Source organism: Parapedobacter luteus (assembly GCF_900168055.1).
Taxonomy (GTDB): domain Bacteria; phylum Bacteroidota; class Bacteroidia; order Sphingobacteriales; family Sphingobacteriaceae; genus Parapedobacter; species Parapedobacter luteus.
Genome location: NZ_FUYS01000013.1, coordinates 23,969 through 50,097 on the forward strand (window position 1 = coordinate 23,969; position 26,129 = coordinate 50,097).

Sequence of the window (26,129 nt, forward strand, 5' to 3'; positions counted from 1 at the left end):
TTTACCGGAATCACACCTAGAAAACCTGTTTATGTCAAGACCGCCGAAAACAATTTTTTTTTAAATTTTTTTTGCTTAGTGTACATTTTACACTATCTTTGTGGCATCATAATTTAGGTTTATAATTGGTTAGTTAAAAAGTCTCCATCCTCCCCGTTTGGAGACTTTTTTATGCCCCGTCGCAAATCTGTAGCGCCTGCTTTAGCGATGCTAGTGCGTTTGGCCGCTTTGGAATGAATTCTTGCGCTACATAGCCTTTGAATCCCGTCTCTTGAATAGCTCTCATTATCGCAGGGTAATTGAGTTCTTGCGTGCTATCAATTTCATTTCTGCCAGGCACGCCGGCGGTATGAAAATGGGCGATGTATGCATTATACTTCTGTATGGTATCGATGATATTACCTTCCATAATCTGCATATGGTAAATATCATAAAGTAGCTTAAAATGATTGGACCCTATTTCGTCACATACCGCTACACCCCAAGCCGTATGGTCGCATTGGTAGTCAGGGTGGTCAACTTTGCTGTTCAGCAATTCCATCACCAGGGTAACGCCATATTTTTCAGCGGTATCCATCACCCGTTTCAGACCGGCGACGCAGTTTTTAATACCTTGCTCGTCATCTAGCCCATTACGATTGCCCGAAAAACAGATAAGCTGATTGTAGCCAGCGGCAGCGACCTTCGGAATCATCGCTTCATAACTCGCTACGAGTTCGTCATGGAGTCTTGTGTCATTGAATCCTTCAGTGATACCTCGCCCTGCTCCATGTGGCAGGGCCGCGTGTAGGCCATACTGCTGCAATACGGGCCACTCGTCTGGTCCTACCAAATCAATGCCCGATATGCCTATTTCCTTTGCCGCTTGGCATAAATCTGGCAGAGGGATAGACGGATAACACCACCGACAAACCGAATGATTGATTTTACCTTTCAACACCGGAGGAAGGGCAGCATTGGAAGCAGCGATGTGAGGAAGCACCCCGCTTGCCAATATTGTAGCCCCCGAGACCGTCACTGTCTTTAGCGCACTTCTCCTAGACAATATTTGCGGTGCTGGTTTCATGGTCAGTCTTTTTACAATGTGTGCCAAACTTAATGAAAGTTATACAGAAATGCAATTCTCGCCGGTTTGCCGTCATCGCTTCCCAGTGATGGTTATTATCTTTCTAAGCCGCCCACGCCTACTTCAAAAAAATAAATTTTATTTTGCATAGTGTAAAAAATACACTACCTTTGCAGTATCATAATTTAGGTTTATAATTGGTTAGTAAAGGTTTCCATTCTCCCCGTTTGGAAACCTTTCGTTTTTTTTATCCGCCGCCTTTCACAACCAATCAGTCGTCATTGGCTGAGGGCTACAGATTCTTTCGATCACATTGCTTAGCGGATGTGTGTTCATGGCACATCTATTCTTTATCTAAATGGTTCCAGTTGATAATTGAATTCCACACCATCGGCGCATCGTGGTGATTTAAGTAGCGGTGTAGCGGATCAAACGTAAATCCCACAACACGCCCTTTTCCGACCGGCACATTGAAGATGGCTCCTTCTCCGAGAATAAGCTCTTCATTACGCACCATACCTGATAACACATACGGATAATCCTTCGGTGAATAATTTTTCGGTTTTTCGGCCTGCTTCGTTGGCGCTCCTTGCAAGCCCAAGATAGGACCTGTGTATTCGATATCCTGCTTGGCGGTAGGAGCGCCGTATTGCAAGACTAGTCTATCCCTGTGTTGCCTTTCAACCTGCAATACCGGTCCATTGCCACGGAAGATAGGGAACAATTCGGGATAACCATAAAGAATGGGGCTAGAGGGAACCCGTGCACGTGCCTGCACGACCGAACCGGGGTGTAGCATATTTGCCGTGGATTTTTGGCTCAACCCTTCAGCTACCCCTACCTCAGCCAACATCGCGGTAGAATTGTCGAAAGCAATGAGAGCACCTCCATTATTGACAAAAGCATGCAGGTTAGCTACTCCGTCAAAACCAGGACCGCCGGTCATGTCATCTGTGGAATCGGGATAACCGTGGGACGGATAGTCCTTAGTCTTGGTAAATGGCATAGGGCCGAGCTTCCTATCGACGTCATGAATAAAATCCTTGCCCGCCCCGCGCAAGCGGGGCACCAAAATAACATCAAAGCGATCATTCAGCTGGCCTTGTTTGAGATCATCCTTATCAATGGACGTGTAGGGGATACCCCGTTGCTCAAACGTGAAACGTGTCCATCCTTCATCCTGGGTGTATGACCAGCTATGGTAAACTGCGATGCGCGGCAAACTTACGGGGTGTTTATCGGCGCTTATCGTTTCATCGGTAGCCAACAGGTCCAGGCCAAACGTGGCGGCAAGTTCTCTCGCCCGCAAAGCATTTAAGCCGCTAAATAGCACACTACCGCGACCAAGGGTGTCTGCGCCCAGCACCACGTCGGCGTCCAGCACCTCGACGCCCACCTTCGGGTCGTTTGCCTTAAGCCAGAAAAGGCTTGAAAGCACAGTTTGCTGAGCCTTGTAAGGGATCAGATACGTCGATCCAGTGCCGCGCACACTACCTCTGTAGACCACGTTTTCCGTCAACAGCCTAAGCGTGTTGTCCGGATAAAAATCTGCATCGTTGGTCTGCAGCACATCCACGCCGTACAACAGACCAAACGTCCAGGCAATATCATCATATGGTGGAAATTCAGCGTCTTTCGGAAATCGCTGTTCGGTCAACAGCGATACAGCCAAGTTGCGATAAGGTTGGTCCAGCTTTACCACGTAATCCCCTCGGTTTGCACCGGATATGGCTTCATGCACCTCAATAGCTTGGGCCCGCAATTGGTTTACCAAGTAAGCAGCCATGCCCGGATCGCGCTGCGTCTTAGGGATTATAAACGCCTTTAAGGTATCCGTTTTACCTTTTTCTATAGCTTTCACTCCTTTTTGATAGAAATTTTCGAGCAAAGTCTTTCCATTAATTGATGCAAACCGCAGGCCAGCAAGTACGCCAGCCTGCATATAATTAACGTTGTTCCGCAAGGACCAGATGACCTTTGCCGTGGCGGGCTCAGGTCGGTACCATTCACGGCTCGTTGCCGGCTTGCCGGCGTAGTTACTTGTGGCAATATCCCTCAAGAAGGTATTTGACCCAGCATTGCCAAATGTCTCATAAAAGCGACCAATACTATTATGATTATTAGCTATCCAGAAGAGATATCCCGGATACCATCCATCGTAAAAACCCCACGTAAACACGCCAGGAAGGCCTTGGGCCGCGAGCTGGGTCATCTCATATTGAGCCAGCAACGACCACTCATTGATCGTCGTTGGGTCAAGATCAGCGTTATACGGCCCTGTGCCGACCGAAATATAAAGCAAAGGCACGGATTCATGGAGGTCGAGCAACACGGTGGGATGCCACTCATAATATACTCGGTAAGCAGCTTTAGTGAGTTCTTGGGAAATTTGTAAGCCGTCTCGATTGTTGTCATGCACGGTATATTTCCCCCAATACGGTGGCCGCGACGGCATCCCGTCATCCCAATCGGTACGGGATTTGGTGTAACGGTTGTACCAATCGGTCTGCTTATCCCAGCCATCCGGTTCAGAAACTGGATTGATGATAGTGATGACCCGCTCACGGATGTCCTTTATGTATGCAGCGGTATCGGTAGCCAAGCGATAGGCCAGTTCCATGAGCATATGCGGGGATCCCGTTTCGGGAGAGTGCAAGCCGCCGTTGAGGAAATAAACCGGCTTGGCTTGACTGATAATAGCGGCAGCTTCCCCAGCCTGTACTTTTCGGGGGTCAGCCAATTTGGCGAGCAAGGCTTTATATTGATCCAGGTTTTCCATTGTATGCTCGTCGGCAATAACCACCAAGTGTAATGGGCGGCCCTCTTCCGTCATGCCGATTTGCATCATATTCACTCGCCCAGAGGTCTGTGCAAGCTTATCGAAATAACCATAAATCTGTGTTGTATTATACATGATGCCAGGCGCTCCGATAATTTCGCCGAAGTGCTTCAAAGGCGACGGCACCCTAGGATCATCAAGCAGGTTGAGCACTGATGAAGGCAAAAAACGCCCATCAGTCGTATACTCCTTAATTTTTTGATTGTAAACCTCATCGATCGGTTGCGCATAGCCAACGATGTACGCCAGCAACATGCCAGAGGTTAATAGAATAAATGGCCTTTTCATAATTTTGGGAAATTTGGGAGCAATATACACATTACACCGCTCATTTTTATACGCTTCGTTTTGCAGGGCATTTGCGTTTGCATTGACTTCAAACAAAGAGATAAAAAGCGACAAATATTTCGGTCATGCCATCAATGATAAATTTTCAATTTTTCTTTGGTTAGTGTAAAAAATACACTATCTTTGTTGCATCATAATTTAGGTTTATAATTGGTTAGTAAAGGTTTCCATTCTCCCCGTTTGGAAACCTTTCATTTTTTAGGCCGCCCAACCTTCCGCTTAACGTGACTCATGGACGGTCATACAAAGTGGCTTCCGTACTCCAAGCGTCCCAACCAACTATGTTACATAAGTTTAAAGAAAAACATATTTCCGTCATCTTAGTTAATCATTAAAGGCTAATGCATAGCCCGCTATCGCGCCCATGCTACTCCCAGAACCGGCAAGATGGTTCGTATAGGTAAGAGCGATTAAAGAAATTTTCATTATTTTTGAAAAAAGAGGTGTACTATGCTATCAAGTTTGTTTCTTAAACAACATACACTGAAAAACGCGAAACAGTACATCTGGCTCAAGAGCAAGATTAGCATTGCTTTCCTTTTTTCCGCGCTGGGCCTTATAGCGCAAGAAAACAAATTTGAAAAAAAGGTTGTCTTAGAAAATCTGCCTGTACCCAAGGAAAAGAAACAGCTTTTTTACCTGCAACGCGACCCGGACGAAAATACGGTCGTATATCAACTCAACATGAAAGGCAACATGGTGGATGCTGATGAGCCGGTAAACGTCTATTGGATACGATACGCAGAAGGAGGCGTACGCAAAGACCTGAATTTCGTACAACGTACGATGGCCTATGGCATTATCCACAAAGCGCTCGACAACGGGGACTTCGAGTTGCGTCTAACTGCATATAAGAATCTTCCTTTACGCCTGTCATACTGCAGTAAAAGCAAAGCATATGTTGTCTACGCCCCTATCAATAATCGGGAAGCGATTCTAGAGCGAATCTTCGTCCGCATCAATGGCGGCAGCATGTTTAAGCCCGATATAGCTTATTTCGAACTCGTTGGACGTGATACCGCGACCATGGCCAAGGTAACCGAACGGATTAAACCATGAAGGTACTAACCGCCATATTATCCATCATGCAGGTGGCTTGCCATGGCCAACTTTCTTCAAATTATACAGACTTACGCTACCACATGGTGGGCAACCAGCTTACCACACGCGGGATCAGTCACCCGGCAACCTTAAAAGCCATGCAAACCGTCGAAAGGCACCTATTCGTGCCAATGTCACTTCGAAAACACGCTTACGACGATACGCCGCTACCCATCGGATATAACCAAACGATTTCCCAACCGTACATCGTTGCCTACATGACACAGTTACTAGCCCCAAAGGCTAGCGATCGGGTACTTGAAATCGGCACAGGCTCTGGCTACCAAGCAGCGGTGCTGGCAGAAATTGTGAGGGAAGTTTATACCATAGAAATTGTCCCTGAGTTGGGCAATCGAGCCAAAAACCTGCTGCAGCAACAGGGTTACGACAATGTAACGGTCATCATTGGCGACGGTTACAAGGGGCTTGAACCCAAAGCCCCATTTGATGCCATTGTAGTTACAGCCGCGCCAGAAGAAATACCACCTGCATTAATTGAACAATTAAAGGACGGCGGAAAAATGATTGTGCCTGTAGGCCCCCCTACCGCCGTACAAACATTGGTATTAATCGAAAAGAAGCGCGGCAAGGTTATTCGGACGGAGCTCTCTGCAGTACGGTTTGTCCCTTTCACCCGGGAAAAGTAAAAAGTACACGACAGATTTCTTTTTTTTAATCTAAATATCTTTTATTTGCATCTTTATTTAGATTGTTTCAATATTAATAGCTTCAGCGAGAATAACACCTTTCCATGGCAAGCGCAACCCCAAACACCTGGCAAAAAATCAGAAAGCTTTTTAATGACATCCATCTTTGGCTAGGTTTAACCAGCGGCTTAATCATTTTTGTAGTCTGCCTATCCGGCACCATTTATGTCTTCAACAGCGAGCTTACGGAATGGGGCGCTCCCCATCTTTATAACGTCAACATCCAGCCAGATGCCGAACGAAAATCCCCCGATGCCTTTTTACGGCAGGTAGAAGCGCATTCCGGAGGAAAAATTACGTCTGTAAACGTCCCGCACGATCCAAAAAGAAGTTATACGTACATGGTAAAAGTAGCCGGTGACAACAGCCGCTTTGGCACAGCCTACATGGTAAATCCCTACACTGGTGAGATCCTCGGATCGTCCAACGACAAAAATACAGTCAAGGATTTCATGAGTATGATGTTCAGCCTTCACCGGTGGCTGCTATTGGACAAAATTGAGCAGCCTATTATTGACGGCCTTGAAAACAGGCGGCTGGGCAGCATCATCAGTGGTTGGGCCACCATCATCTTTACGCTGGGATGCATCACCGGTCTGGTCATCTGGTTTCCTCCAAAAGTGAAAAACTGGAAACAAGGGCTTAAAATAAAGGTTAGCGGCAATTGGAAACGCACCAACCACGACCTACATAATTCGCTGGCTTTCTATGCGCTGGCATTGCTTTTGATAATGGGCATCACGGGACCACAGTGGTCATTTCCCTGGTACCGCACCGGATTACAGAAGACCCTCGGCACTTACAAGCCCGAAGGGGGTTCCTCGGGCGGAGGGCCAAGGTCACAGCACGGATCGGCGACTCATCGCGATGGCTCATTGGATATCGCCGCCCAATTTGCAGCCGCAGATACGGTGCAGCAGGCTCCGCCCTTGGCCTTACCAGCGTTGATCGCTTCGGCTGACACTCATTTGCCGTATGCCGGAGACTACGCTATTTCCCTCCCAACAAGCCCAGATGCTCCCACCCAAATCACCAAGACCAAAGTTGGCTTTTTTGCACCAGCCGCTGGCGATAAGATTTCGTTGGACACACAGACCGGCGCGCTCCTTTCGTTGGACATATTTTCCCAGAAGCCCTTCAACGAACGCATTGCGGGCTCCATCAAAGCGCTTCATGTCGGCAACGTATACGGGACGTTTTCGAAAATACTTTACTTCTTCGCTTGCCTGATTGCTACTTCACTGCCCGTCACCGGAACGCTTATCTGGATTAATAAAATGAAGAAAAAGTCAAAACGCGCAAGGAAGGTTCACGTCGCCGGAAGGGCTTCCACCACTCCGTTAACCACGCGCTCGGCCTTATAGCGCATTAATACTAATCAATAGATGATAGTAAACTTGAAGTCCAATGGCCGGAAATGCCGCAACAGTTCGTCGATCAATTGGTCTCCATATTTGACATAAAGTAGCCCAAAGTTTTCGGACCGCTCCTGCAATGCTCCGTCAGGAAAAAGCCTGTCTTTAATGCGATCTATCTGAATCAACGCGTCCTCGTGGTTTCGTTTATCTGCTTTCAATAATTTTTTTTCCAGGTTGTTGATGGCTTTTTTGAGTCTGGCCTTTACCGCATCGGTACTTGGGCCCAGGCTGGGGTCAATTTTATGCGCCCGCAACCGCAGCCTACTGAATATGGCATTAAGCTCCATCCACTCATCGTTGAGATTGAGCCGATGTTTCGTGTGCCTCCTTACATATTCTTTTTTCAGCTCTTCCGTATCCTTGAAGATACTCTTAAACGTCAGATCGAGGCGAAGCACTTTCACCGCCATATTGTCGTCGGTCACCATGGCCGAGTTGCGAGGCACAAGGATGGGATAGTCTACCTTGTAATGTTGGAAGCAGGCCTTTAGTTGCATCCAATACACCATTTCGGCTCCACCACCAACATAGGCGAGGTTCGGCAAAATGACTTCTTGGTATAACGGACGCATTACCACATTTGGGCTAAATCGCTCAGGATGGTTTTGTATCTCTACTTTGAGCTCTTCTTCCGTAAAAAACATGTTTTGATGGAGTACTTCGTAGCGTCCATCGTCCAATTTGACGATCCGTTCCCGAAAAGCCTCAGTTAGGTAAAAAAAGTTGATTTCACGTGCGTGCACCTGGGTATTAAAGCCCGCCGCTTCAAGAGCCTTTGAAGTTTGCGTTATTGCCGCATGGCTATGTTCACTCAATATATCTTGTTCAACCAACGGCGCGAAATAACGCTTTAGCGACGTGTCGTCGGCGTCCATAACGACAAGCCCATGCTTTCCGAACAGCGCATGGACCAAATAACGGGTAGCTGTCGCCAAATTATCTTGGCGTAGGTAAGCCTCTTCCATTAGCTTCGCTAACTTTGAAGAATTGACCGACAGGCCAAGGAAGCTTTGGTATTGACGCACGGCTTCAGCCATTCCCGAAATCGTTAACCGGCCAGTGGCACCCTGTGCCGGAGCGTCCCACGCAATTTTTTTGCCGTGGAGCCGCACGTGGTTAATTTCGGCAAAGTCATGGTCTTCCGTGGCCATCCAATATACCGGCACGAAAGTATATTCCGGAAACGCCTCTTTAAGATCCCGAGCCAGTTTGATGGTGGTAACAATCTTAAAAATGAAATATAGTGGCCCAGTGAAAATATTGAGTTGATGGCCCGTAGTGACGGTAAAGGTTCGCTCATCCAGCAATGCCGCTATGCTGGAAGCGACTTGGGATCCCTCTTCCAACAACGTGCCGTACTGCCTCCTCAAACTTTGCACCAACAACATCCGGTCGGTCTTGCCCGCTTTGGCTTGTATTTGGTTAGCAAAGCCGGCGATATCTGGCCTATTGCCCGTAAATGGTTCCAGCGCAGAGTCGTTATCTAAATAAGCCAACAGCGTTTTAGAAAAGCTGTTCGTATCGCGATAGTCTATGTAAGTCGCCTTCATTGGTAAACAAAGATAATGCTTGCCTGTAAAAGCGACGACTAATAACGATTATTTGACAATCGCTCCATACAAGTCGAAGTCTTCGGCATGCTCAATATGCACACGGGCAAAACTTCCCGGAGCGACGTAGTGGCCATCGGTAGGAATAAGCACCTCGTTGTCCACTTCCGGCGAGTCGTATTCAGTACGCCCTACAAAGTGTGCCCCATCCACTTTATCGATTAACACCTTATAAGTCTTTCCTACTTTCGTTTGATTGATAGTATATGAAATGTCCTGCTGAATCTCCATGATCTGTTCTACGCGTGCGGCTTTTTCATCATCCGGCACATCGTCCGGCAAATTATACGCATGCGTTTTTTCCTCATGCGAATAGGTAAAGCAACCCAAACGGTCGAATCGCGTATCAGCCACCCACTGTTGCAGCTCCTCAAAATCTTGTTCCGTTTCGCCCGGATAGCCGCAAATAAGCGTTGTGCGTAGGGAGATCGCTGGCACGCGATCACGGATCGCGTTGACCAAGTCAATGGTCTTTTGTTTCGTGATACCCCTGCGCATGGAACGCAGCATGTTGTCGCTGATATGTTGCAGCGGCATGTCAAGGTAGTTACAGATGTTGCTACGTTCGTTCATCACATCAAGGATATCCATGGGGAACCCTGAGGGGTAAGCGTATTGCAGCCGTATCCATTCAATACCTTCCACATCTGAGAGTCTACGCAAGAGTTCCGCCAAATTGCGTTTGCCATACAAATCCAGTCCATAGTACGTCAGGTCCTGCGCAATAAGGATAAGCTCCTTCGTACCATTTTTAGCCAGGTACCGGGCTTCATCCACCAAGCTCTCCATCGGTTTGGATATGTGTTTTCCCCGCATAAGCGGGATGGCACAAAACGAGCAAGGCCGGTTGCAGCCTTCGGCAATCTTAAAATACGCAAAATGCGAAGGCGTAGTAAGCATACGTTCACCCAGCAACTCATGTTTATAATCAGCCCCGATGGTTCCAAGCAGATTTTGCAGGTCATTAGTTCCGAAGTATGCGTCCACATTGGGAATTTCGGCTTGCAATTCGGGCTTGTACCGCTCGGAAAGGCATCCTGTTACGATGACCTTGCCTACCCGGCCTTCACTCTTGAGTGCGCTATATTGCAGAATGGTATCAATGGACTCCTGCTTGGCGTTGTCTATAAAGCCGCAGGTGTTGATGACCACGATATCATCTGTCCGAATGTTGGTTGCTTCATGCACCACTTCCATGCGATTACCTCGCAATTGCCCCATGAGGATTTCACTATCATGGATATTCTTCGAACAGCCCAAAGTCACCACATTTACACGGGGTGAACCAGCTTGGGGGGCTGGTTTAACAAGTTTTGTCTTCATCCGCTATACGTCGCCCCTTAATTACTTAAATAATGAATCGACAAATTCCTTTTTGTTGAATAACTGCAGGTCACCTACTTTCTCCCCCACACCGATATACTTCACAGGAATTTTGAATTGGTCCGAGATCCCGATGACCACGCCACCTTTGGCCGTACCATCCAGCTTAGTCAGTGCCAGCGCATTGACATCGGTAGCCTGGGTAAATTGTCTGCATTGTTCAATGGCATTCTGCCCCGTTGAAGCATCGAGCACGAGTAGTATCTCGTGCGGGGCACCGGGCACTACCTTTTGCATGACCTGTTTGATCTTGGTCAGCTCGTTCATCAGGGCCACTTTGTTGTGAAGCCTTCCAGCGGTATCGATGATAGCCACGTCATCTCCGTTTGCTACGGCAGATTTTACGGTGTCGAAGGCCACGGAAGCCGGGTCCGAACCCATGGCTTGCGCCACCACCCGCACTCCTACCCGTTCGCCCCAGAGTCTGATTTGGTCTACCGCGGCAGCACGAAAGGTGTCTGCGGCGCCCAGCACCACGCTATTGCCGGCTTCTTTAAGTTGATGGGCTAGTTTTCCGATAGTCGTCGTTTTGCCTACGCCATTGACCCCCACCACCATGATGACATACGGCTTGTGTTCCCCGTATTCGAAATGCTCAAAATCTGAGCTGTTGTTTTCGGCAAGAAGTGCTTGGATTTCCTCACGCAGGATAGCGTTCAGCTCGCTCGTGTTTACATATTTATCGCGTGCTACACGCGCTTGGATACGCTCAATGATTTTGAGCGTCGTACTTACCCCTACATCAGACGTGACCAACACCTCCTCCAGCTCATCCAGCACTTGGTCATCTACAGTGGATTTACCCACCATCGCCTTAGTAATCTTCGACAAAAAGCCTTCTTTGGTCTTTTCCAACCCCTTGTCAAGGGCCTCCTGTGCTTCAGGGGTCTCCTGCTTTTTTTTGAAAAAATCAAATAGTCCCATGCTTCTAACCTAAGTGACAAACATAACAAAAAAAGCCCTTCCGGTAGACCCCCGAAACGGCTTTCTAAAATGCTACAAACACAAAGACTACTGTGCGGCCGTCTCTGTTACGGTTTCGCGAGCCACTTCTATGGCTTCTTTGACGTGGTCATTGTGCGCAATCAGTTCCTTAAAGGTGTATGCACCGGTCTTCGGAGACCGCACGGCAGTGATTACCTTTGTATAGTCCTTGCCCTTACCTGTTTTGAGTGATGCTACTGCTTTCTTTGCCATATCGTTAATGAGTTATGCAAATTGCTTTGGAAAGCAATTGCGGATTTACTTAATCTCCTTGTGAACGGTCACACGCCGCAGAACGGGATTGAATTTCTTCAACTCCAACCGTTCAGTCGTGTTCTTCTTGTTTTTCGTCGTGATATAACGCGACATCCCAGGAAGACCGCTTTCCTTGTGCTCGGTACACTCCAAAATCACTTGTACCCTATTTCCTTTTTTAGCCATTGCTTTATATGTTATTATCCGCTGAAATCAGGCGGGCGTATACTTGTATAATTAAACGTATCCTTTTTTGATAAACTTGTTAATGACGGCCGTAATACCGTTTTTATTGATGGTTTTTATCGCCGAGGTGGATACTTTCAGGGTAATCCAACGGTTTTCTTCGGGGATGAAGAACCGCTTGGTTTGCAAATTAGGATAAAATTTACGCTTCGTTTTCACGTTTGAATTGGAAACGTTGTATCCGTTCATCGCCCCTTTTCCTGTTAAATCACAAACTCTTGACATGATTGTATGCTGTTTTTATCTTATTAATCGCCTTTTTGCAAAGAGCTTGCAAATATCGGTATTTGTTTTTTATTATACAATTTTTTTTTAAATTGCATGTTTAACATTAATCACCGACCGCTTTTTGCGGACGGAGAACGATGAGGGGATTAGTGTTCAATAAAATTTGTTACCTTTGTGTTGAGTATTGGTTACTACCTCTAAATGTAAAGCACCTATACCATGAGCACAGAAAGCAAAAGGCAACAACGGTTTGCTGGAGTAATCCAGCAGGATTTGGGAGAGCTCTTCCAGCGCGAAGGCAGTGCATGGGCTCCTGGGGCGTTCATTACGGTCACCCGGGTTCGGGTAACTCCCGATTTAGCAATTGCGCGGGTATATCTCAGCTTCCTCAACACAAAACAGGCTAAGGAGCATTTGGCCAGCATCAAATCCCACGTAAATGAGATTCGCTATAAGTTAGGTGCCCGCATCAAAAACCAGGCACGGATTGTTCCGCAGCTTGAGTTTTTCTTAGACGACACCAACGAGTATGTGGAACACATGGATAAGCTGTTTGATGAAATCAGTAAAGAACCCCGACAACCGGAATAGACCGGATGATTTTCGAGCTTAACCCCAATGATATCCACTTCCCCAATCCAGCACTTGCTGAACCAGATGGGCTCTTGGCTATCGGAGGTGACTTACGCCCCGAACGGCTCATAGCAGCGTACAGAAGGGGTATATTCCCTTGGTATAGCGATGACACCCCCATTCTTTGGTATTCGCCACACGAACGGTTTGTGCTGTTCCCCAGCGAATTGAAGATCAGCAAGAGTATGCGGCAAGTGCTGCGTTCCACCCGGTTTACTGTCACCTACGACCAAGCTTTTGCACATGTAATCGCCAGCTGTGCTTCGCAGCCGCGTCGCGGGCAAGATGGCACCTGGATTACGGATGATATGCGGCGAGCCTATATCAGGCTGCATGACCTCGGAATTGCCCATGCAGTGGAAGTGTGGCGCGACAGCAAACTGGTCGGCGGACTTTACGGTGTAGCCGTAGGTCAGGTCTTTTGTGGCGAAAGCATGTTTAGTCGGGAAGCAAATGCCTCCAAGGTGGCATTGGTTTCGCTCTGCCAATCCGGCGAATATAAGCTGATTGACTGCCAGGTCTATACAGAGCATCTTGCTTCGATGGGCGCCAGAATGATCTCACGGGAAGAATATGTGGCGTTGCTCTCATAGCACTTCGCATACCACTTAGTGCTTAGTTGGGTTACCCTTTTTCAGTCACCCAGAAATTATTGAATCCGAGTCCACTCTGCAACTCCAGCAGCTGCTGTTGGAGCATCTCCAAGATAGCTAAGAAGTTATAAACGAACTGCACCTTGTTTTCAGAGTTTTTGACGATAACACTAAAATCCAGTTTTTTATTGATTGCTAGCAAGGAAGCGATGGCTTTCTTCTGCTGTTCTATCGTATAAGGATATTTTACCACAGTGTGCCGTACTTCCTTACTTCTGGCGGTGTAATTATACATCAACTTCTCGTATACGAGCATAAGCTTATAGAGATCAAAGGAGGTAAGCTCCTCCCCCTGTCCTGCATATTCACCGATGATACGCAAATCTGTCGAGATATTTCCGCGCTTGGCCTGCATAAACCGTTGTTCTTCCAATAAGCGCAGTTCCTCAGACACCTCTTTGAACTGCTTATAAAGAACCAGCTTTTGTATTAAATCCTGCTTTGGATCGATTTCATTACCTTCTTCGTCCAGCTCGGGCCTGGGGAGCAACATTTTGGCCTTGATACGCATCAGCGTTGCCGCTACAAAAATAAACTCGCTGGCCAACTCCATGTTAAGCGCCTGCATATGCAGGATATAATCCAGGAAATCGTTCGTAATTTTAGCAATCGGTATATCATGGATATTCAACTCATCGCGCTCAATAAAGAACAACAATAAGTCAAATGGCCCCTCAAACTGCGGGAGCTTTATTTCGTATCCTTCCACTTGCATCTTGCTTTGCAAACTTACTTAACTTACGCATGCTATGCAAGTTGGTAATTTAACCGTACCGCCAAACAATGTGGTTTGCTGCTTGTTTTTGTTTCGACTGGATTTGTTAAAAAAGGACACCTGCCAATTAAACAGCAGCAATGGACAATTTGATACACCACCATTGAATAATTATTAGTTACTTTGTACCGTTTTTCCAAACCGGACACTATGGAGATTGAAGCCGGAGAACTACTCAGGAAGATAAATACACCCGCAGACCTCAAACGACTTGGCCAAGCCGATTTGGTCAAATTATGCGGTGAATTACGCCAATACATCATTGACACCGTGTCCGTCCACGGCGGGCATTTTGCGGCTAGCCTTGGCGTTGTAGAGCTCACGGTGGCCTTGCATTATGTGCTCAACACACCATACGACCAACTCGTCTGGGATGTCGGCCATCAAGCTTATGGTCACAAGATCCTCACGGGCAGGCGCCATGTATTTCATACCAACCGCGTGCTGGGAGGCATTAGCGGTTTCCCCAAACGGGGTGAGAGCGAATATGATTCGTTCGGCGTGGGTCACTCGTCAACATCCATTTCGGCGGCATTGGGGATGGCTGTAGCCTCCCACTACAAAGGCGAGACCGACCGCCAGCACGTCGCTGTAATTGGTGATGGTGCCATGACTGCCGGCATGGCTTTCGAAGCGCTCAACCATGCCGGCATTGAGAAGTCCAACTTACTGGTCATCCTCAATGACAATTGCATGTCCATTGACCCCAATGTAGGGGCGTTAAAGGAATACCTCACAAGCATTACCACCTCTAAGTCTTGGAACCGATTCCGCGATGATATTGCTTATGTGCTCACCAAGTTATCGGAAATCGGGCCAGATGCATTAGGCGTGGCAAAAAAAATTGAAAAAAGCATAAAAGGCACGCTTCTCAAAAACAGCAACCTGTTTGAGTCGCTCAACTTCCGCTATTTTGGGCCGGTCGACGGGCATGACGTCAAGCGCCTAGTGCACATCTTGGATGATTTACGCGATATTCCTGGCCCTAAACTCTTACATTGCATCACGGTGAAAGGCAAAGGTTATGCGCTGGCTGAAAAAGACCAGACAACATGGCATGCCCCGGGCTTATTCGATAAGATCACCGGTGAAATCAAAAAATCCAAGGCAGATAAACCTGTTGCGCCGAAATACCAGGACGTCTTTGGGCACACATTGGTCGAGTTAGCCGAAGTGAATGACAAAATCATGGGCATTACCCCGGCTATGCCTTCAGGCTCTTCCATGAACATCATGATGAAGGCCATGCCCAACCGAGCCTTTGACGTTGGCATCGCCGAGCAGCATGCGGTGACGTTTTCTGCCGGGTTGGCGACACAAGGTATGATCCCCTTTTGCAACATCTACTCCAGCTTCATGCAGCGCGCTTATGATCAAGTTATACACGATGTAGCCATCCAGAATCTCCACGTGGTTTTTTGCCTTGATCGTGCTGGTATCGCCGGAGCAGATGGCCCTACTCACCATGGCGCTTATGATCTTGCTTACATGCGCTGCATTCCTAACCTTGTTGTGGCAGCTCCTATGAATGAGGAAGAGTTACGGAATCTCATGTATACCGCACAGCAGGACGGCATAGGGCCCTTTGCCATCCGGTATCCACGTGGGCAGGGTGTTATGCCCGATTGGCGTAGACCGCTCAAGGCAATAGACGTGGGCAAGGGCCGCAAGCTCTGCGATGGCGAAGACGTTGCTTTGCTCAGCATCGGCCATATTGGCAATGAGGCTACGAAAGCATGTATTACCCTAAATGAGGAAGGTATTTTCCCTGCGCATTATGACCTGCGTTTTGTAAAACCACTGGATGAGGCCCTTCTTCATGAAGTATTCGGTCAATTCAAAAAAGTCGTTACAATAGAGGACGGATGCATCCAGGGCGGCATGGGCAGCGCTGTGCTTGAGTTCATGGCAGACCATGGTTATCAGGCATCGGTAGTCCGGCTGGGCATTCCCGATGAAGTCGTGGAACACGGTGAACAGCAAGAGCTCTGGCGACTATGCGGTTATGATAGTGAATCCATTGTCCAAACCGTACGGAAGATAGCAGTGAGCCGTAAAACGGACAGCTTGGCTGGATAACGCGTTTGTTACGCCCAGCTTTTTGTTTCGATTCAGGATTTACTAATTTAGCCGCCCATACCACATTGGTATTTGACATCCATTTCTCAGAATAAAGCATCATGAATATAACGAAGCTGCGCGTTGTTTTTTTAGCGATATCCTTATTTTCCGTACAAGCCAACGCTCAAGAATCGGTGCCACGCCCAAAACTGGTGGTCGGGCTTATGGTTGATCAAATGCGTTGGGATTATCTCTACCGCTTTTACGATCGCTATGGCGCAGGAGGCTTCAAGCGCTTACTTAGCGAAGGATTTTCCTGTGAAAACACCTACATACCCTATGTACCCACATATACAGCCATTGGCCACAGTACGGTGTACACAGGCAGCGTCCCAGCCATACATGGCATAGCCGGCAATGATTTCATCATCCAGCAAACCGGCCAGCGGATGTATTGCACCCAGGACGATAATGTAAGCGGTGTTGGTACCGATGAAGCCGAAGGCAAACAATCACCTCGCAACCTGCTTACTTCCACAATCACCGACCAGCTCAAGCTGGCTACCAACTTTCGCTCCAAGGTCATCGGCATCGCCATCAAAGATAGAGGCGGTATCCTTCCGGCGGGGCACTTCGCCGATGCGGCCTATTGGTTTGAAGGCAATTCGGGCAATTGGGTATCCAGCACCTTTTATATGCAGGAATTGCCCGAATGGGTGCAGCAATTCAATGCGCAAAAGCTAGCTGAAAAATATCTTCAGCAAGATTGGAATACGCTTTACCCCATTGAAACCTATGAGCAGAGCATCGAAGATGACAACGCCTATGAAGCCACTTACCGCGGCGAAGCATCGCCCGTATTTCCGAAGCGACTCGCGTCTTTGATGAAAGACAATGGCCTGGGGCTGATACGTACCACGCCATTCGGCAACACCCTGACCCTTGACTTGGCTAAGGCAGCCATTGCCAACGAACAGTTGGGCCGCAACCCCCAACGAGTTACCGATTTCCTTTGCCTGAGCCTCTCTTCTACCGATTATGTCGGACACCAGTTTTCCGTGAATGCTATTGAAATCGAAGACACCTACCTGCGGCTTGATAAGGAACTGGAAGCGTTTTTCGCCTATCTCGATGAGCAGGTCGGACCAGGTGAGTATACCCTATTCCTTACTGCCGACCACGGCGCATCGCACAACCCGCTGTTTTTTATGGATAAGCGGGGCAACGCCGGTTATTTTGACGAACGCAACGCACTCACAGGGCTCAATACCCTCCTATCCGAAAAATTCGGGCAGGAGAAAATCGTCCGCAGCCTGATGAATTATCAGGTACACCTCAATTACGAAATTATTGAAGCAAACGATTTGGACGAAGAAGACATCAAAGAAGTGGCCATTAAATTTCTACGAACCTTAGACGGCGTGGCTTTTGTGACCGACATGGAGAAGGCAGGATCATCAAGCATCCCTGCACGTATACGCGAACGGATTGCCAACGGATACAACCCCAAGCGAAGTGGATGTATCCAAATTATCCTCGAACCGCAGTGGTATAGCGGCTCGCCCCGCTCGCGCGGCACCACCCATGGCACCTGGGCCTCCTATGATGCCCACATTCCATTGGTATGGATGGGCTGGGGTATCAAACACGGCACGACTAACCGCGAAACACATATGACCGATATCGCATCCACTGTGGCGGCGCTATTGCACATTGAGGAGCCCAACGGAAACATCGGAAATCCAGTGGTCGAGTTGTTGAATGACTAATAACCAGGGGAAAGGCATCGGTTATCGTAATCAAAGTTAACAATCTTCGGCCGATTGAAAACCTCAAATGTTCTGGGTTTTTGAATATTGCGCATCGCCAAACCCCTAAGAGCTCAGCCGTTTTTATACTTTTACAAAGATGAAGCTCAGGCCCGCTCTGTTTTTGCTACCCCTGATAGCCCTGGCTGTGTGTCCCACTAAGGCCAACGACACGGTATTGGTGCAACTTCAGCAAGTATTGCGCAATAAGGCGTTGTACGATAGCACGAAAGAACGCAAGATCAACTCCATCAAGCAGCACCTGCAAAATAGCTCCTTGAGCCTGGCCAAGCAATACGAAGTAAATCGGCAACTTATTGAAGCCTATAAAAAATACAGAGCGGATTCTGCTGTATTCTATGCGAAGCAAAACCACCAGATTGCGACAAAGTTAGCTAACTCATTTTTCAAGAATGAAACAGCAATTCAGTTGGCTTGGTTATACTCATCCGGAGGCCTTTATATCGAATCAAAAAAACTGCTGGAAGGAATCGACCGTATTTCATTGCCGGACCGGCTCTTGCCGGAGTATTATGAAACGTACCTTGCCTTCTGCAGTCACTACGGGCAAAGTAACGGCAACAACGCATATTACCAGAAAAGCGAACAATACCGTGATTCGCTATTAGCTGTTCTTGATACAGCGTCCCTAAAATATCAGATTACAGCAGCTACCCGAACGCTCTACGAAGGGAAACAAACGGAGGCAGAAGCGATGTTACTGGCCTTGCTTGGCCAGACTGACGACCAAAACCCCGAACAGGCGCTCATTACCTACCTGCTTGGTGTCATCAGTAAAAACAGAGGTGATATTGCACAACAACTGCATTATTTTGCCATGTCTGCCATTACCGACATGATAAATGCTATCAAGGACAACGCTTCCCTCCAAAGCTTGGCGCTTACATACTATGACATGGGCAACATAGCACTAGCATATCAGTTTATGGAAGCCGCTATCAACGATGCCATTTTCTGCAACGCACGGTATCGCACCGTAGAAAGCACGATTTACTATCCCATCATCAATGCTTCCTTCAGAGAACTGGAACGCGAACAGAAAGCTGAACTCCGATTATATTTGGTGTTAATCAGCGTTTTATCCATCGGACTCATCATTGGCATTGTTTATAGTTATATACAAATGAAGCGCCTCGCGAAGACACGAAAAGCACTTTATCTGACAAACCAGCAACTCAGCCAACTAAACCTAGCGCTTCAAAAAGCCAACGACAATTTGTTTGAAGCCAACCATATCAAAGAAGAATATATCGCTCATTTTTTCGACATCTGCTCGGCCAACATTGAGAAACTGGAAAACTATAGGAAATCCCTTCACAAAAAGGCGGTTAATAACCAATACGATTTGCTGTTAAAAGAACTGAAATCTACAAACCTCGCCGAAAATGAGTTAGCAGAACTGTATCATAATTTTGACACTATCTTTCTCAACCTATACCCTACGTTCGTATCTGAGTTTAATAGCCTTCTTTTACCCAACGAACACATACTTCCGAAATCCGGTGAGTTGCTCAATAACGAGCTACGGATATTTGCGTTAATGCGCTTGGGCATTACAGACAGCGTAAAAATTGCCGGTTTCCTGCGATATTCTTTACGCACCGTGTATAATTACCGTACCAAGATTCGGCATAAAGCGGCCGTTTCACGTGAGGAATTTGAGGCTCAGGTCAGGCAAATCGGCACCTTAAGACAGATTATCTAAGCCAACTGATGGGATAAATAGTTACTTTTTCAACCTTCCGCGATCACATTAAATAACTGACTATTAGCTAAATATTCATTTTCAGATTTTACTTTTTCGCTTCACTTCTGCGGTAGTATAGATTTCTGCCATTGCGTGTTTCTAATTTTGTCAGACATAAGTGATGGTCGCTTATGCCATGGTTGGGATAGCCAATTAAAAACCCAATTTAACCTGTATTAAAATCAACGATATGGAATTTTTCTTTATCCAACTAAAAAGGGGTATTTTCCCTATCTTTCTACTATTTACCTGGTTCAATGCTTCGCCAAGTCTTGCCCAGATCAATCTGCGCGTTACAGGAACGGTGACTGACGCCAGCAATGGGGAGCCGATGTTTGGGGTATCAGTGTCCCAAAAGGGGGCATCCAATGGCACTACAACAGATGACAATGGACAATTTGTATTAAACAACGTACCGGAAGGAGCGATCGTTGCTATTTCATTTATCGGCTATGACCCATTAGAACTACCTGCAACCGACAACCCAATGAACGTCCAATTAAGCCCGTCGTTGAACATGCTGGAAGATGTGGTCGTCATAGGTTACGGCTCGGTGAAACGGAAAGATGTCACAACCGCCATCTCAAGTGTATCGATGGATGACCTCAACGAGCGGCCCATCGTATCAGCGGCACAGGCAATACAAGGCAGGGCAGCCGGTGTATCAGTTATCCAGCCTAATGGCGCACCGGGAGGCGAAACATCCATCCGTATCCGGGGGACGACGTCGTTTAACGGCAGTAACGACCCCCTCTACGTCGTAGACGGCGTACCCGTAGACAACATCAACTTTCTCTCTCCGCAGGACATCGCTGACATGCAGATTTTAAAAGATGCATCTTCAGCGGCAATATATGGGTCGCGAGCAGCCAATGGCGTAGTCCTCATCACGACCAAAAGAGGAGCTGAGGGTGGCGCAAAAATTTCTTTAAGTGCACAGGCAACACAAAACCGGGTAACGAATAAAATCGAGCCGCTAAACACTGAACAATACCGTGAGCTACAAAACGAAATCGGCCTGATAAACCTGCCGGAAGGACTCACCGACCAAACCAACTGGTTCGACGAAGCATATAACACCGGGCATATCCAAAATTATCAAATGTCCATCTCCGACGGCACGGAAAAGCTGAAATACTTCCTTTCAGGTGGGTACCTAGACGAAAAGGGCGTATTAGCCACCGCATTTTATAAACGTTATAACTTCCGCGCCAACATTGATAACCAAGTACGTGATTGGTTGAATATCAGTGCCAACGTATCGTATTCCGATTACAACAACAATGGTATTATATCTGGCACCGGTGCCAATCGGGGGGGCGTCGTACTATCAGTGATCAACACACCTACTTATGCACCGATCTGGAATCCTGAAAACCCCGCCCAATATTACAACAACTTCTACGGGATAGGCAACATCACTAGCCCATTGGAAAACATGGCGCGCAGCAAAAACAATAAGGCCCGCGAAAACCGATTGCTCGCTTCAGGACACGCCACGCTACTGTTTACACCGGAGTTGCAGCTTAAATCATCATTCACGGTAGACCGTCGCAATGCAGTGAGTACCGCTTTTCTTGATCCCGTTTCTACAGCTTGGGGTCGCAACCAATATGGTGAGGGATCAGACAACCGCAATATGAATACGGTGCTGACCTGGGATAATATCTTAACGTATGCCAGAAGCATTGACCGACATAACGTTGAAGCGATGGGCGGTACGTCGTGGACGCAATCTGAATATACCAACAATTGGATCAGCGGATCGCACTACCGTAATGATCTAATTCCAACATTGAATGCAGCAAATAAGATCGCTTGGAATGGTACTGGTTCGGGTGGTTCGGAATGGGGAATCATGTCCTATTTCGGCCGAGCATCGTATAATTTTGATAGCCGCTACCTCGTCACCGCTAACCTCCGCGCAGACGGGTCGTCCAAGCTACATCCCGACCACCGTTGGGGGGTATTTCCATCGGTATCTGCGGCATGGCGCCTGTCCGCTGAGCCATTTATGGAAAACGTAACCTGGTTGGATGATCTAAAAATCCGCGGGGGATGGGGACAAACGGGTAACCAATCAGGCATTGGCGACTATGCCTACCTGCAACGCTATACCATCAACCGCATCGAGTGGTTCGTTGAGGGCCAGGAAAATGCTTTGCCCGCTATCTCTCAAGCCAACCTACGTACGCCTGACTTGACCTGGGAAACCACTACGCAAACCAATATCGGTCTTGACTTTATGGCGCTCCGGAATCGGCTGACCGTCAACCTTGATTATTACTATAAACGCACCACGGATATGTTGATGTTTGTGTCGCTGCCCGCAGGTGCGGCAGCGGCTAATTCAATTGTTCGCAATGAAGGAGTGATGACCAACCGTGGGGTTGAAATCACGGTCAACAGTCAGAACTTCCGCGAAGGCGAATTCCGCTGGGATACAGACTTCAATATATCCTTCAACCGCAATAAGCTAGAAAGCCTTGAGCTACAGCAAATCTATAGTGCCGCCACCACCAGCGAAGTGGTTAACGAAGCCGTAGTCCGCAATGAGCCTGGCAGGCCTCTGGGTGGATTCTTCGGCTATATCAGTGACGGCGTAGACCCGGAGACCGGTGAGCTCATGTATCGGGACCTCAATAATGACGGCCGACTTTCCTCTTCAGACCGCACCTACATCGGTAATCCCAATCCAGATTTCACCTTTGGTCTTACCAATACGCTTTCCTACAAAAATTTCAACTTGAGTATCTTCTTACAAGGATCTTATGGCAATGATATTTACAACGCCTCGCGCATGGAAACCGAAGGCATGTATGACGGCAAAAACCAGTCAACCCGCGTACTCGACCGTTGGCGTATACCCGGCCAGATTACCGAGGTGCCCAAAGCAGGGTTTGACATCCGAAACTCCACTTACTTCATAGAGGATGGCAGCTATTTACGGGTCAAAAACGTTGCCCTGTCGTACAATATCAGGGGCAGCCTGCTGACGCGCTGGGGTATCAATCGCCTACAACCATACGTGTCAGCAACCAACCTACTCACGTGGACCAACTACTCCGGTATGGACCCGGAAGTAAACCAATGGGGAAACAGTGGAGCAGTGCAAGGCATCGACTGGGGGACCTACCCTCAAAACCGTTCATTCGTAGTAGGGATTAATGTTGAATTCTAAAAACCATAGACCAATGAATACCAAATATATATTTCCAATAGTGTTGAGCAGTGTTCTGCTGTTTATGAACTCCTGCTCATTAATCTTCGAGCCGGTAGACACCTATTCTGATGTGACAGAAGGCATCACCGAGGGCGGCGATGAGGTGGTTTTTCGCGACAAAGCGGCCGTGGAAGGTCATCTGGTGACACTCTATAACCAATTAAGGGAGCGTCAAGAGCATTGGTATCTGGACTTGTTGCTAATTGCAGAAGCTCATGCGGATAACGCCTACGCGGGTACGACTGGCGCCGAAGTGGTGCCCTTTGAAAACAATGCCATTGAGGGTTCCAATTCCGTCATCAACCGTGATTGGAACCGCTATCTTGAGGATATTGCACGAGCAAACCGTCTCATCGTCAATATTGACGGCGTGCAGGACGCATCGCTAACCATAGCTGAGCGCGAACGGTATAAGGCCGAGGCCAAAATTTTCAGGGCAATGATTCTTTTTGATATGGTCCGTCTTTGGGGATCGATCCCCGTCATCACCACCGAAGCAGAAGATATTACATCGGAAACCATCGGAGAAGTATATGATGATTATTTTCCCTCTCAAGCTACAGAGGAGGAGGCGTATCGCCAAATTGAACAGGACTTATTGGACGCATTAGGTGCGGCTCCGGACAATAACCCGTCGGACAAAACACGCTTCTCTAAATCTGTGGCTAAAGCACTGCTGGCCAAAATATATGCCGAGAAACCCATTCGAGACTATAATAAAGTCATCCAATATGCGGACGAACTGGCTGCCGATGGCTTTGACCTTGTAAGCGATTACAGCGACCTGTTCGGCATGAATGCCAGTAATACGGATACAAAAATGCGTAATACCCAAGAATCAATCCTAGAAGCACAGTTTTTCTCCGGCGGCGGCAACTGGGTAACGTGGATGTTTGGCCGCGACCTGACCAACTGGAACAATAATTTTACTTGGGCAAAATGGGTAACCCCTTCGCGCGACCTTATCCGCACCTTTCAAAATGAAGGCGACGAAGTACGCTACCGAGAATCCATTGTATATTATGAAACCAGCTGGAGCAATTATTACCCTTCAAGCAATTACCCCTTTATGTACAAATGCCGTTCAGCGTTCAGCAGCATCATCAAATACCGATACGCCGACATCTTGCTGCTCAAGGCCGAGGCTCTCATTATGCGCGATGGGGCCGATTTGGCTGCCGCCGCCGATATTATAGACCGTATCCGTCAGCGGGCCGGTGGTCTGCCACGATTGAGCAGCTCCGTGCGTGCCAGCAAAGAAGCCATGTTGGATGCGCTCTTGAAAGAACGGCGCCTGGAGCTGGCTTTCGAAGGGCAACGTTGGTTTGACCTGGTTCGACTGAACAAGGTGGAAGAGGTGATGAATGCCGTTTTTGCCAACGATTCAGGAAGACGGCCACAGGTCTATCCATTTAGTGAAAACTCCTATCGCATGCCTATCCCACAGGCTGTTCTGGATCAGAATCCCAATTTAGTTCAAAACCCCGGCTATTAATCCGATAAAACATTTTCCATGCAAGTATTAGCCTTCTTAAAACGTGTTTTCACCACATTATTTGCTTTTTGTATACTGGTTTCAGCGTGCAGCTCGGACAAAGTCAATGAATCGCCCCAACCTCATGAGGAGGACAATCCTGAGGTGACGGGCGATGTGACGATTTATGTAACCACAGCCAATCTATCTCACGATTTAGCTAAACAGGCTGTGGATTTCAGCACATCATCCAACATGTCACCAACAACCATTACACTCAATCCCTCCCAGCGTTATCAAACAATGGACGGGTTTGGCGCGGCAGTGACTGGCTCTTCCAGCTACAACCTTATGCAAATGACTGCCGAGGATCGGGCGAAATTCCTTAAGGAAACATTCTCCGAAGCGGACGGTTACGGACATAGCTATATCCGTATAGCCATTGGCTGTTCAGACTTTTCACTCAGCGAGTATTCGCTCTGTGACAATCCGGGTATTGAAAATTTTGCATTGCAAAGCGAGGAGCGAGATTATGTCATTCCTGTCTTAAAGGAAATTCTGGCCATCAATCCTTCCATCAAAATCATCGGTTCGCCATGGACCCCCCCTCGTTGGATGAAGGTGAATAACCTCGTCGACCGGCAACCTCACAACTCATGGACTAGTGGCCACCTCAACCCTGCTTACTATCAGGACTATGGGCTGTATTTCGTCAAATGGATACAAGCCCTACAAGCAGAAGGAATTCCCATCTACGCCGTAACGCCTCAAAACGAGCCACTCAACCGGGGCAACTCAGCTTCCCTATTCATGGGCTGGCAGGAGCAGCAAACATTTATCAAAGAAGCACTCGGTCCACAGTTACAGGCCGCAGGTTTGGGAACAAAAATCTATGTCTTCGACCACAACTATAACTATGACAACATGGCCGATCAAGTTGATTATCCCATCAAAATATATCAAGATGATGTAGCGGCGTCCTTTGTGGCCGGCGCGGCTTATCACAATTATGGGGGTAACCGCCAGGAGCTGCTTGACATTCACCAACAACGCCCCGATAAAGAGTTAATTTTTACAGAAACATCCATCGGCACATGGAACGACGGTCAGAACTTACCCTCCCGCCTGATGGATGACATGGAAGAAGTTGCCCTCGGCACGGTAAATAACTGGTGCAAGGCCGTCATCGTTTGGAATCTGATGCTCGATAGCGAGCGCGGTCCTAATCGCGACGGCGGATGCCAGACCTGCTTCGGTGCAGTAGATATCAATAAAAACGATTACAAAACCATCCGTAGAAACTCACACTATTACATCATCAGCCACCTTTCAGCGGTGGTCAAACCGGGGGCAACCCGTATCGGGACCAGTGGCTATTCCGCGGCTGGCGTAACGCACGCAGCATTTGAAAACCTTGACGGTAGCTATGCTGTCGTATTACTCAACAATACAAACGAAACAAGGCGCATTACATTCGCAGATGGCACAAACCACTTCCGTTATGAAATCCCGGCAAAATCAGTAGTCTCTTATCGTTGGAATTAGACCG

Annotated in this window: 20 protein-coding genes; 11 read left to right on the plus strand and 9 right to left on the minus strand. The window is 47.7% G+C overall.

Going from position 1 to position 26,129, the window contains the following annotated elements:
- Positions 1-169 precede the first annotated feature (169 nt).
- Positions 170-1,066, minus strand: a complete 897-nt coding sequence (locus B5X72_RS18310) for a hydroxypyruvate isomerase family protein (RefSeq protein WP_079718380.1) — start codon at positions 1,064-1,066, stop codon at positions 170-172.
- Between the two features lie 343 nt (positions 1,067-1,409).
- Positions 1,410-4,193: a M14 family zinc carboxypeptidase gene (locus tag B5X72_RS18315; protein ID WP_079718451.1), complete on the minus strand. Its 2,784-nt coding sequence runs from the start codon at positions 4,191-4,193 to the stop codon at positions 1,410-1,412.
- 510 nt (positions 4,194-4,703) lie between these two features.
- Here B5X72_RS18315 and B5X72_RS18320 point away from each other — a divergent pair.
- From B5X72_RS18320 to B5X72_RS18330, 3 genes are all read left to right on the plus strand, one after another.
- Positions 4,704-5,312, plus strand: coding sequence for a DUF4833 domain-containing protein (locus tag B5X72_RS18320; protein ID WP_079718381.1), 609 nt, complete (start codon positions 4,704-4,706; stop codon positions 5,310-5,312).
- Positions 5,309-6,001, plus strand: a complete 693-nt coding sequence (locus B5X72_RS18325) for a protein-L-isoaspartate(D-aspartate) O-methyltransferase (RefSeq protein WP_079718382.1) — start codon at positions 5,309-5,311, stop codon at positions 5,999-6,001. Before B5X72_RS18320 ends, B5X72_RS18325 begins: the two co-directional genes overlap by 4 nt.
- Positions 6,002-6,105: 104 nt before the next feature.
- Positions 6,106-7,425: a PepSY-associated TM helix domain-containing protein gene (locus B5X72_RS18330; RefSeq protein ID WP_079718383.1), complete on the plus strand. Its 1,320-nt coding sequence runs from the start codon at positions 6,106-6,108 to the stop codon at positions 7,423-7,425.
- 14 nt (positions 7,426-7,439) lie between these two features.
- Here B5X72_RS18330 and bshC read toward each other — a convergent pair whose 3' ends face one another.
- From bshC to rpmB, 6 genes are all read right to left on the minus strand, one after another.
- On the minus strand, positions 7,440-9,029 hold the full coding sequence (bshC, locus tag B5X72_RS18335) for a bacillithiol biosynthesis cysteine-adding enzyme BshC (protein WP_079718384.1): 1,590 nt from the start codon (positions 9,027-9,029) through the stop codon (positions 7,440-7,442).
- Between the two features lie 48 nt (positions 9,030-9,077).
- Positions 9,078-10,412 carry a 30S ribosomal protein S12 methylthiotransferase RimO gene (gene rimO, locus B5X72_RS18340; protein WP_079718385.1) on the minus strand — a complete coding sequence of 445 codons (1,335 nt, stop codon included), beginning with the start codon at positions 10,410-10,412 and terminating at the stop codon, positions 9,078-9,080.
- Positions 10,413-10,433: 21 nt separating this feature from the next.
- Positions 10,434-11,396 (minus strand): signal recognition particle-docking protein FtsY, encoded by a 963-nt coding sequence (gene ftsY / locus B5X72_RS18345; RefSeq protein ID WP_079718386.1) that lies wholly within the window; start codon positions 11,394-11,396, stop codon positions 10,434-10,436.
- A gap of 87 nt (positions 11,397-11,483) precedes the next feature.
- Positions 11,484-11,669 carry a DUF4295 domain-containing protein gene (locus B5X72_RS18350; protein ID WP_079718387.1) on the minus strand — a complete coding sequence of 62 codons (186 nt, stop codon included), beginning with the start codon at positions 11,667-11,669 and terminating at the stop codon, positions 11,484-11,486.
- Between the two features lie 45 nt (positions 11,670-11,714).
- Positions 11,715-11,897, minus strand: coding sequence for a 50S ribosomal protein L33 (gene rpmG / locus B5X72_RS18355; protein ID WP_079718388.1), 183 nt, complete (start codon positions 11,895-11,897; stop codon positions 11,715-11,717).
- Positions 11,898-11,948: 51 nt separating this feature from the next.
- Positions 11,949-12,182: a 50S ribosomal protein L28 gene (gene rpmB, locus B5X72_RS18360; protein WP_079718389.1), complete on the minus strand. Its 234-nt coding sequence runs from the start codon at positions 12,180-12,182 to the stop codon at positions 11,949-11,951.
- Between the two features lie 222 nt (positions 12,183-12,404).
- Between rpmB and rbfA the strand changes: the two genes are divergently transcribed.
- Complete coding sequence (rbfA, locus tag B5X72_RS18365) at positions 12,405-12,776, plus strand: 30S ribosome-binding factor RbfA (protein ID WP_079718390.1); 372 nt, start codon at positions 12,405-12,407, stop codon at positions 12,774-12,776.
- A 5-nt stretch (positions 12,777-12,781) separates the two neighbouring features.
- Entirely contained in the window at positions 12,782-13,411 is a 630-nt protein-coding gene (aat, locus tag B5X72_RS18370; protein ID WP_079718391.1) for a leucyl/phenylalanyl-tRNA--protein transferase, read from the plus strand.
- Between the two features lie 31 nt (positions 13,412-13,442).
- Here the strand turns inward: aat and B5X72_RS18375 are convergent, their stop codons facing one another.
- Positions 13,443-14,186 (minus strand): segregation and condensation protein A, encoded by a 744-nt coding sequence (locus B5X72_RS18375; RefSeq protein ID WP_079718392.1) that lies wholly within the window; start codon positions 14,184-14,186, stop codon positions 13,443-13,445.
- Between the two features lie 210 nt (positions 14,187-14,396).
- Here B5X72_RS18375 and dxs point away from each other — a divergent pair, with 210 nt between their 5' ends.
- From dxs to B5X72_RS18405, 6 genes are all read left to right on the plus strand, one after another.
- Positions 14,397-16,325, plus strand: a complete 1,929-nt coding sequence (gene dxs, locus B5X72_RS18380; protein WP_079718393.1) for a 1-deoxy-D-xylulose-5-phosphate synthase — start codon at positions 14,397-14,399, stop codon at positions 16,323-16,325.
- Between the two features lie 101 nt (positions 16,326-16,426).
- Positions 16,427-18,076 (plus strand): alkaline phosphatase PafA, encoded by a 1,650-nt coding sequence (pafA, locus tag B5X72_RS18385; RefSeq protein WP_079718394.1) that lies wholly within the window; start codon positions 16,427-16,429, stop codon positions 18,074-18,076.
- A gap of 139 nt (positions 18,077-18,215) precedes the next feature.
- Entirely contained in the window at positions 18,216-19,841 is a 1,626-nt protein-coding gene (locus tag B5X72_RS18390; protein WP_079718395.1) for a DUF6377 domain-containing protein, read from the plus strand.
- Between the two features lie 232 nt (positions 19,842-20,073).
- On the plus strand, positions 20,074-23,064 hold the full coding sequence (locus B5X72_RS18395; protein ID WP_079718396.1) for a SusC/RagA family TonB-linked outer membrane protein: 2,991 nt from the start codon (positions 20,074-20,076) through the stop codon (positions 23,062-23,064).
- A gap of 13 nt (positions 23,065-23,077) precedes the next feature.
- Positions 23,078-24,601: a RagB/SusD family nutrient uptake outer membrane protein gene (locus B5X72_RS18400; RefSeq protein ID WP_079718397.1), complete on the plus strand. Its 1,524-nt coding sequence runs from the start codon at positions 23,078-23,080 to the stop codon at positions 24,599-24,601.
- Positions 24,602-24,619: 18 nt separating this feature from the next.
- A complete protein-coding gene (locus B5X72_RS18405) occupies positions 24,620-26,125 on the plus strand; it encodes a glycoside hydrolase family 30 protein (RefSeq protein WP_079718398.1) in 1,506 nt (501 codons plus the stop codon).
- Positions 26,126-26,129 lie beyond the last annotated feature (4 nt).

Bases quoted from the DNA above. Each gene is read 5' to 3' on its own strand.
- B5X72_RS18310 (WP_079718380.1), bottom strand. From the start codon at position 1,066: ATGAAACCAGCACCGCAAATATTGTCTAGGAGAAGTGCGCTAAAGACA.
- B5X72_RS18315 (WP_079718451.1), bottom strand. From the start codon at position 4,193: ATGAAAAGGCCATTTATTCTATTAACCTCTGGCATGTTGCTGGCGTAC.
- B5X72_RS18320 (WP_079718381.1), top strand. From the start codon at position 4,704: ATGCTATCAAGTTTGTTTCTTAAACAACATACACTGAAAAACGCGAAA.
- B5X72_RS18325 (WP_079718382.1), top strand. From the start codon at position 5,309: ATGAAGGTACTAACCGCCATATTATCCATCATGCAGGTGGCTTGCCAT.
- B5X72_RS18330 (WP_079718383.1), top strand. From the start codon at position 6,106: ATGGCAAGCGCAACCCCAAACACCTGGCAAAAAATCAGAAAGCTTTTT.
- bshC (WP_079718384.1), bottom strand. From the start codon at position 9,029: ATGAAGGCGACTTACATAGACTATCGCGATACGAACAGCTTTTCTAAA.
- rimO (WP_079718385.1), bottom strand. From the start codon at position 10,412: ATGAAGACAAAACTTGTTAAACCAGCCCCCCAAGCTGGTTCACCCCGT.
- ftsY (WP_079718386.1), bottom strand. From the start codon at position 11,396: ATGGGACTATTTGATTTTTTCAAAAAAAAGCAGGAGACCCCTGAAGCA.
- B5X72_RS18350 (WP_079718387.1), bottom strand. From the start codon at position 11,669: ATGGCAAAGAAAGCAGTAGCATCACTCAAAACAGGTAAGGGCAAGGAC.
- rpmG (WP_079718388.1), bottom strand. From the start codon at position 11,897: ATGGCTAAAAAAGGAAATAGGGTACAAGTGATTTTGGAGTGTACCGAG.
- rpmB (WP_079718389.1), bottom strand. From the start codon at position 12,182: ATGTCAAGAGTTTGTGATTTAACAGGAAAAGGGGCGATGAACGGATAC.
- rbfA (WP_079718390.1), top strand. From the start codon at position 12,405: ATGAGCACAGAAAGCAAAAGGCAACAACGGTTTGCTGGAGTAATCCAG.
- aat (WP_079718391.1), top strand. From the start codon at position 12,782: ATGATTTTCGAGCTTAACCCCAATGATATCCACTTCCCCAATCCAGCA.
- B5X72_RS18375 (WP_079718392.1), bottom strand. From the start codon at position 14,186: ATGCAAGTGGAAGGATACGAAATAAAGCTCCCGCAGTTTGAGGGGCCA.
- dxs (WP_079718393.1), top strand. From the start codon at position 14,397: ATGGAGATTGAAGCCGGAGAACTACTCAGGAAGATAAATACACCCGCA.
- pafA (WP_079718394.1), top strand. From the start codon at position 16,427: ATGAATATAACGAAGCTGCGCGTTGTTTTTTTAGCGATATCCTTATTT.
- B5X72_RS18390 (WP_079718395.1), top strand. From the start codon at position 18,216: ATGAAGCTCAGGCCCGCTCTGTTTTTGCTACCCCTGATAGCCCTGGCT.
- B5X72_RS18395 (WP_079718396.1), top strand. From the start codon at position 20,074: ATGGAATTTTTCTTTATCCAACTAAAAAGGGGTATTTTCCCTATCTTT.
- B5X72_RS18400 (WP_079718397.1), top strand. From the start codon at position 23,078: ATGAATACCAAATATATATTTCCAATAGTGTTGAGCAGTGTTCTGCTG.
- B5X72_RS18405 (WP_079718398.1), top strand. From the start codon at position 24,620: ATGCAAGTATTAGCCTTCTTAAAACGTGTTTTCACCACATTATTTGCT.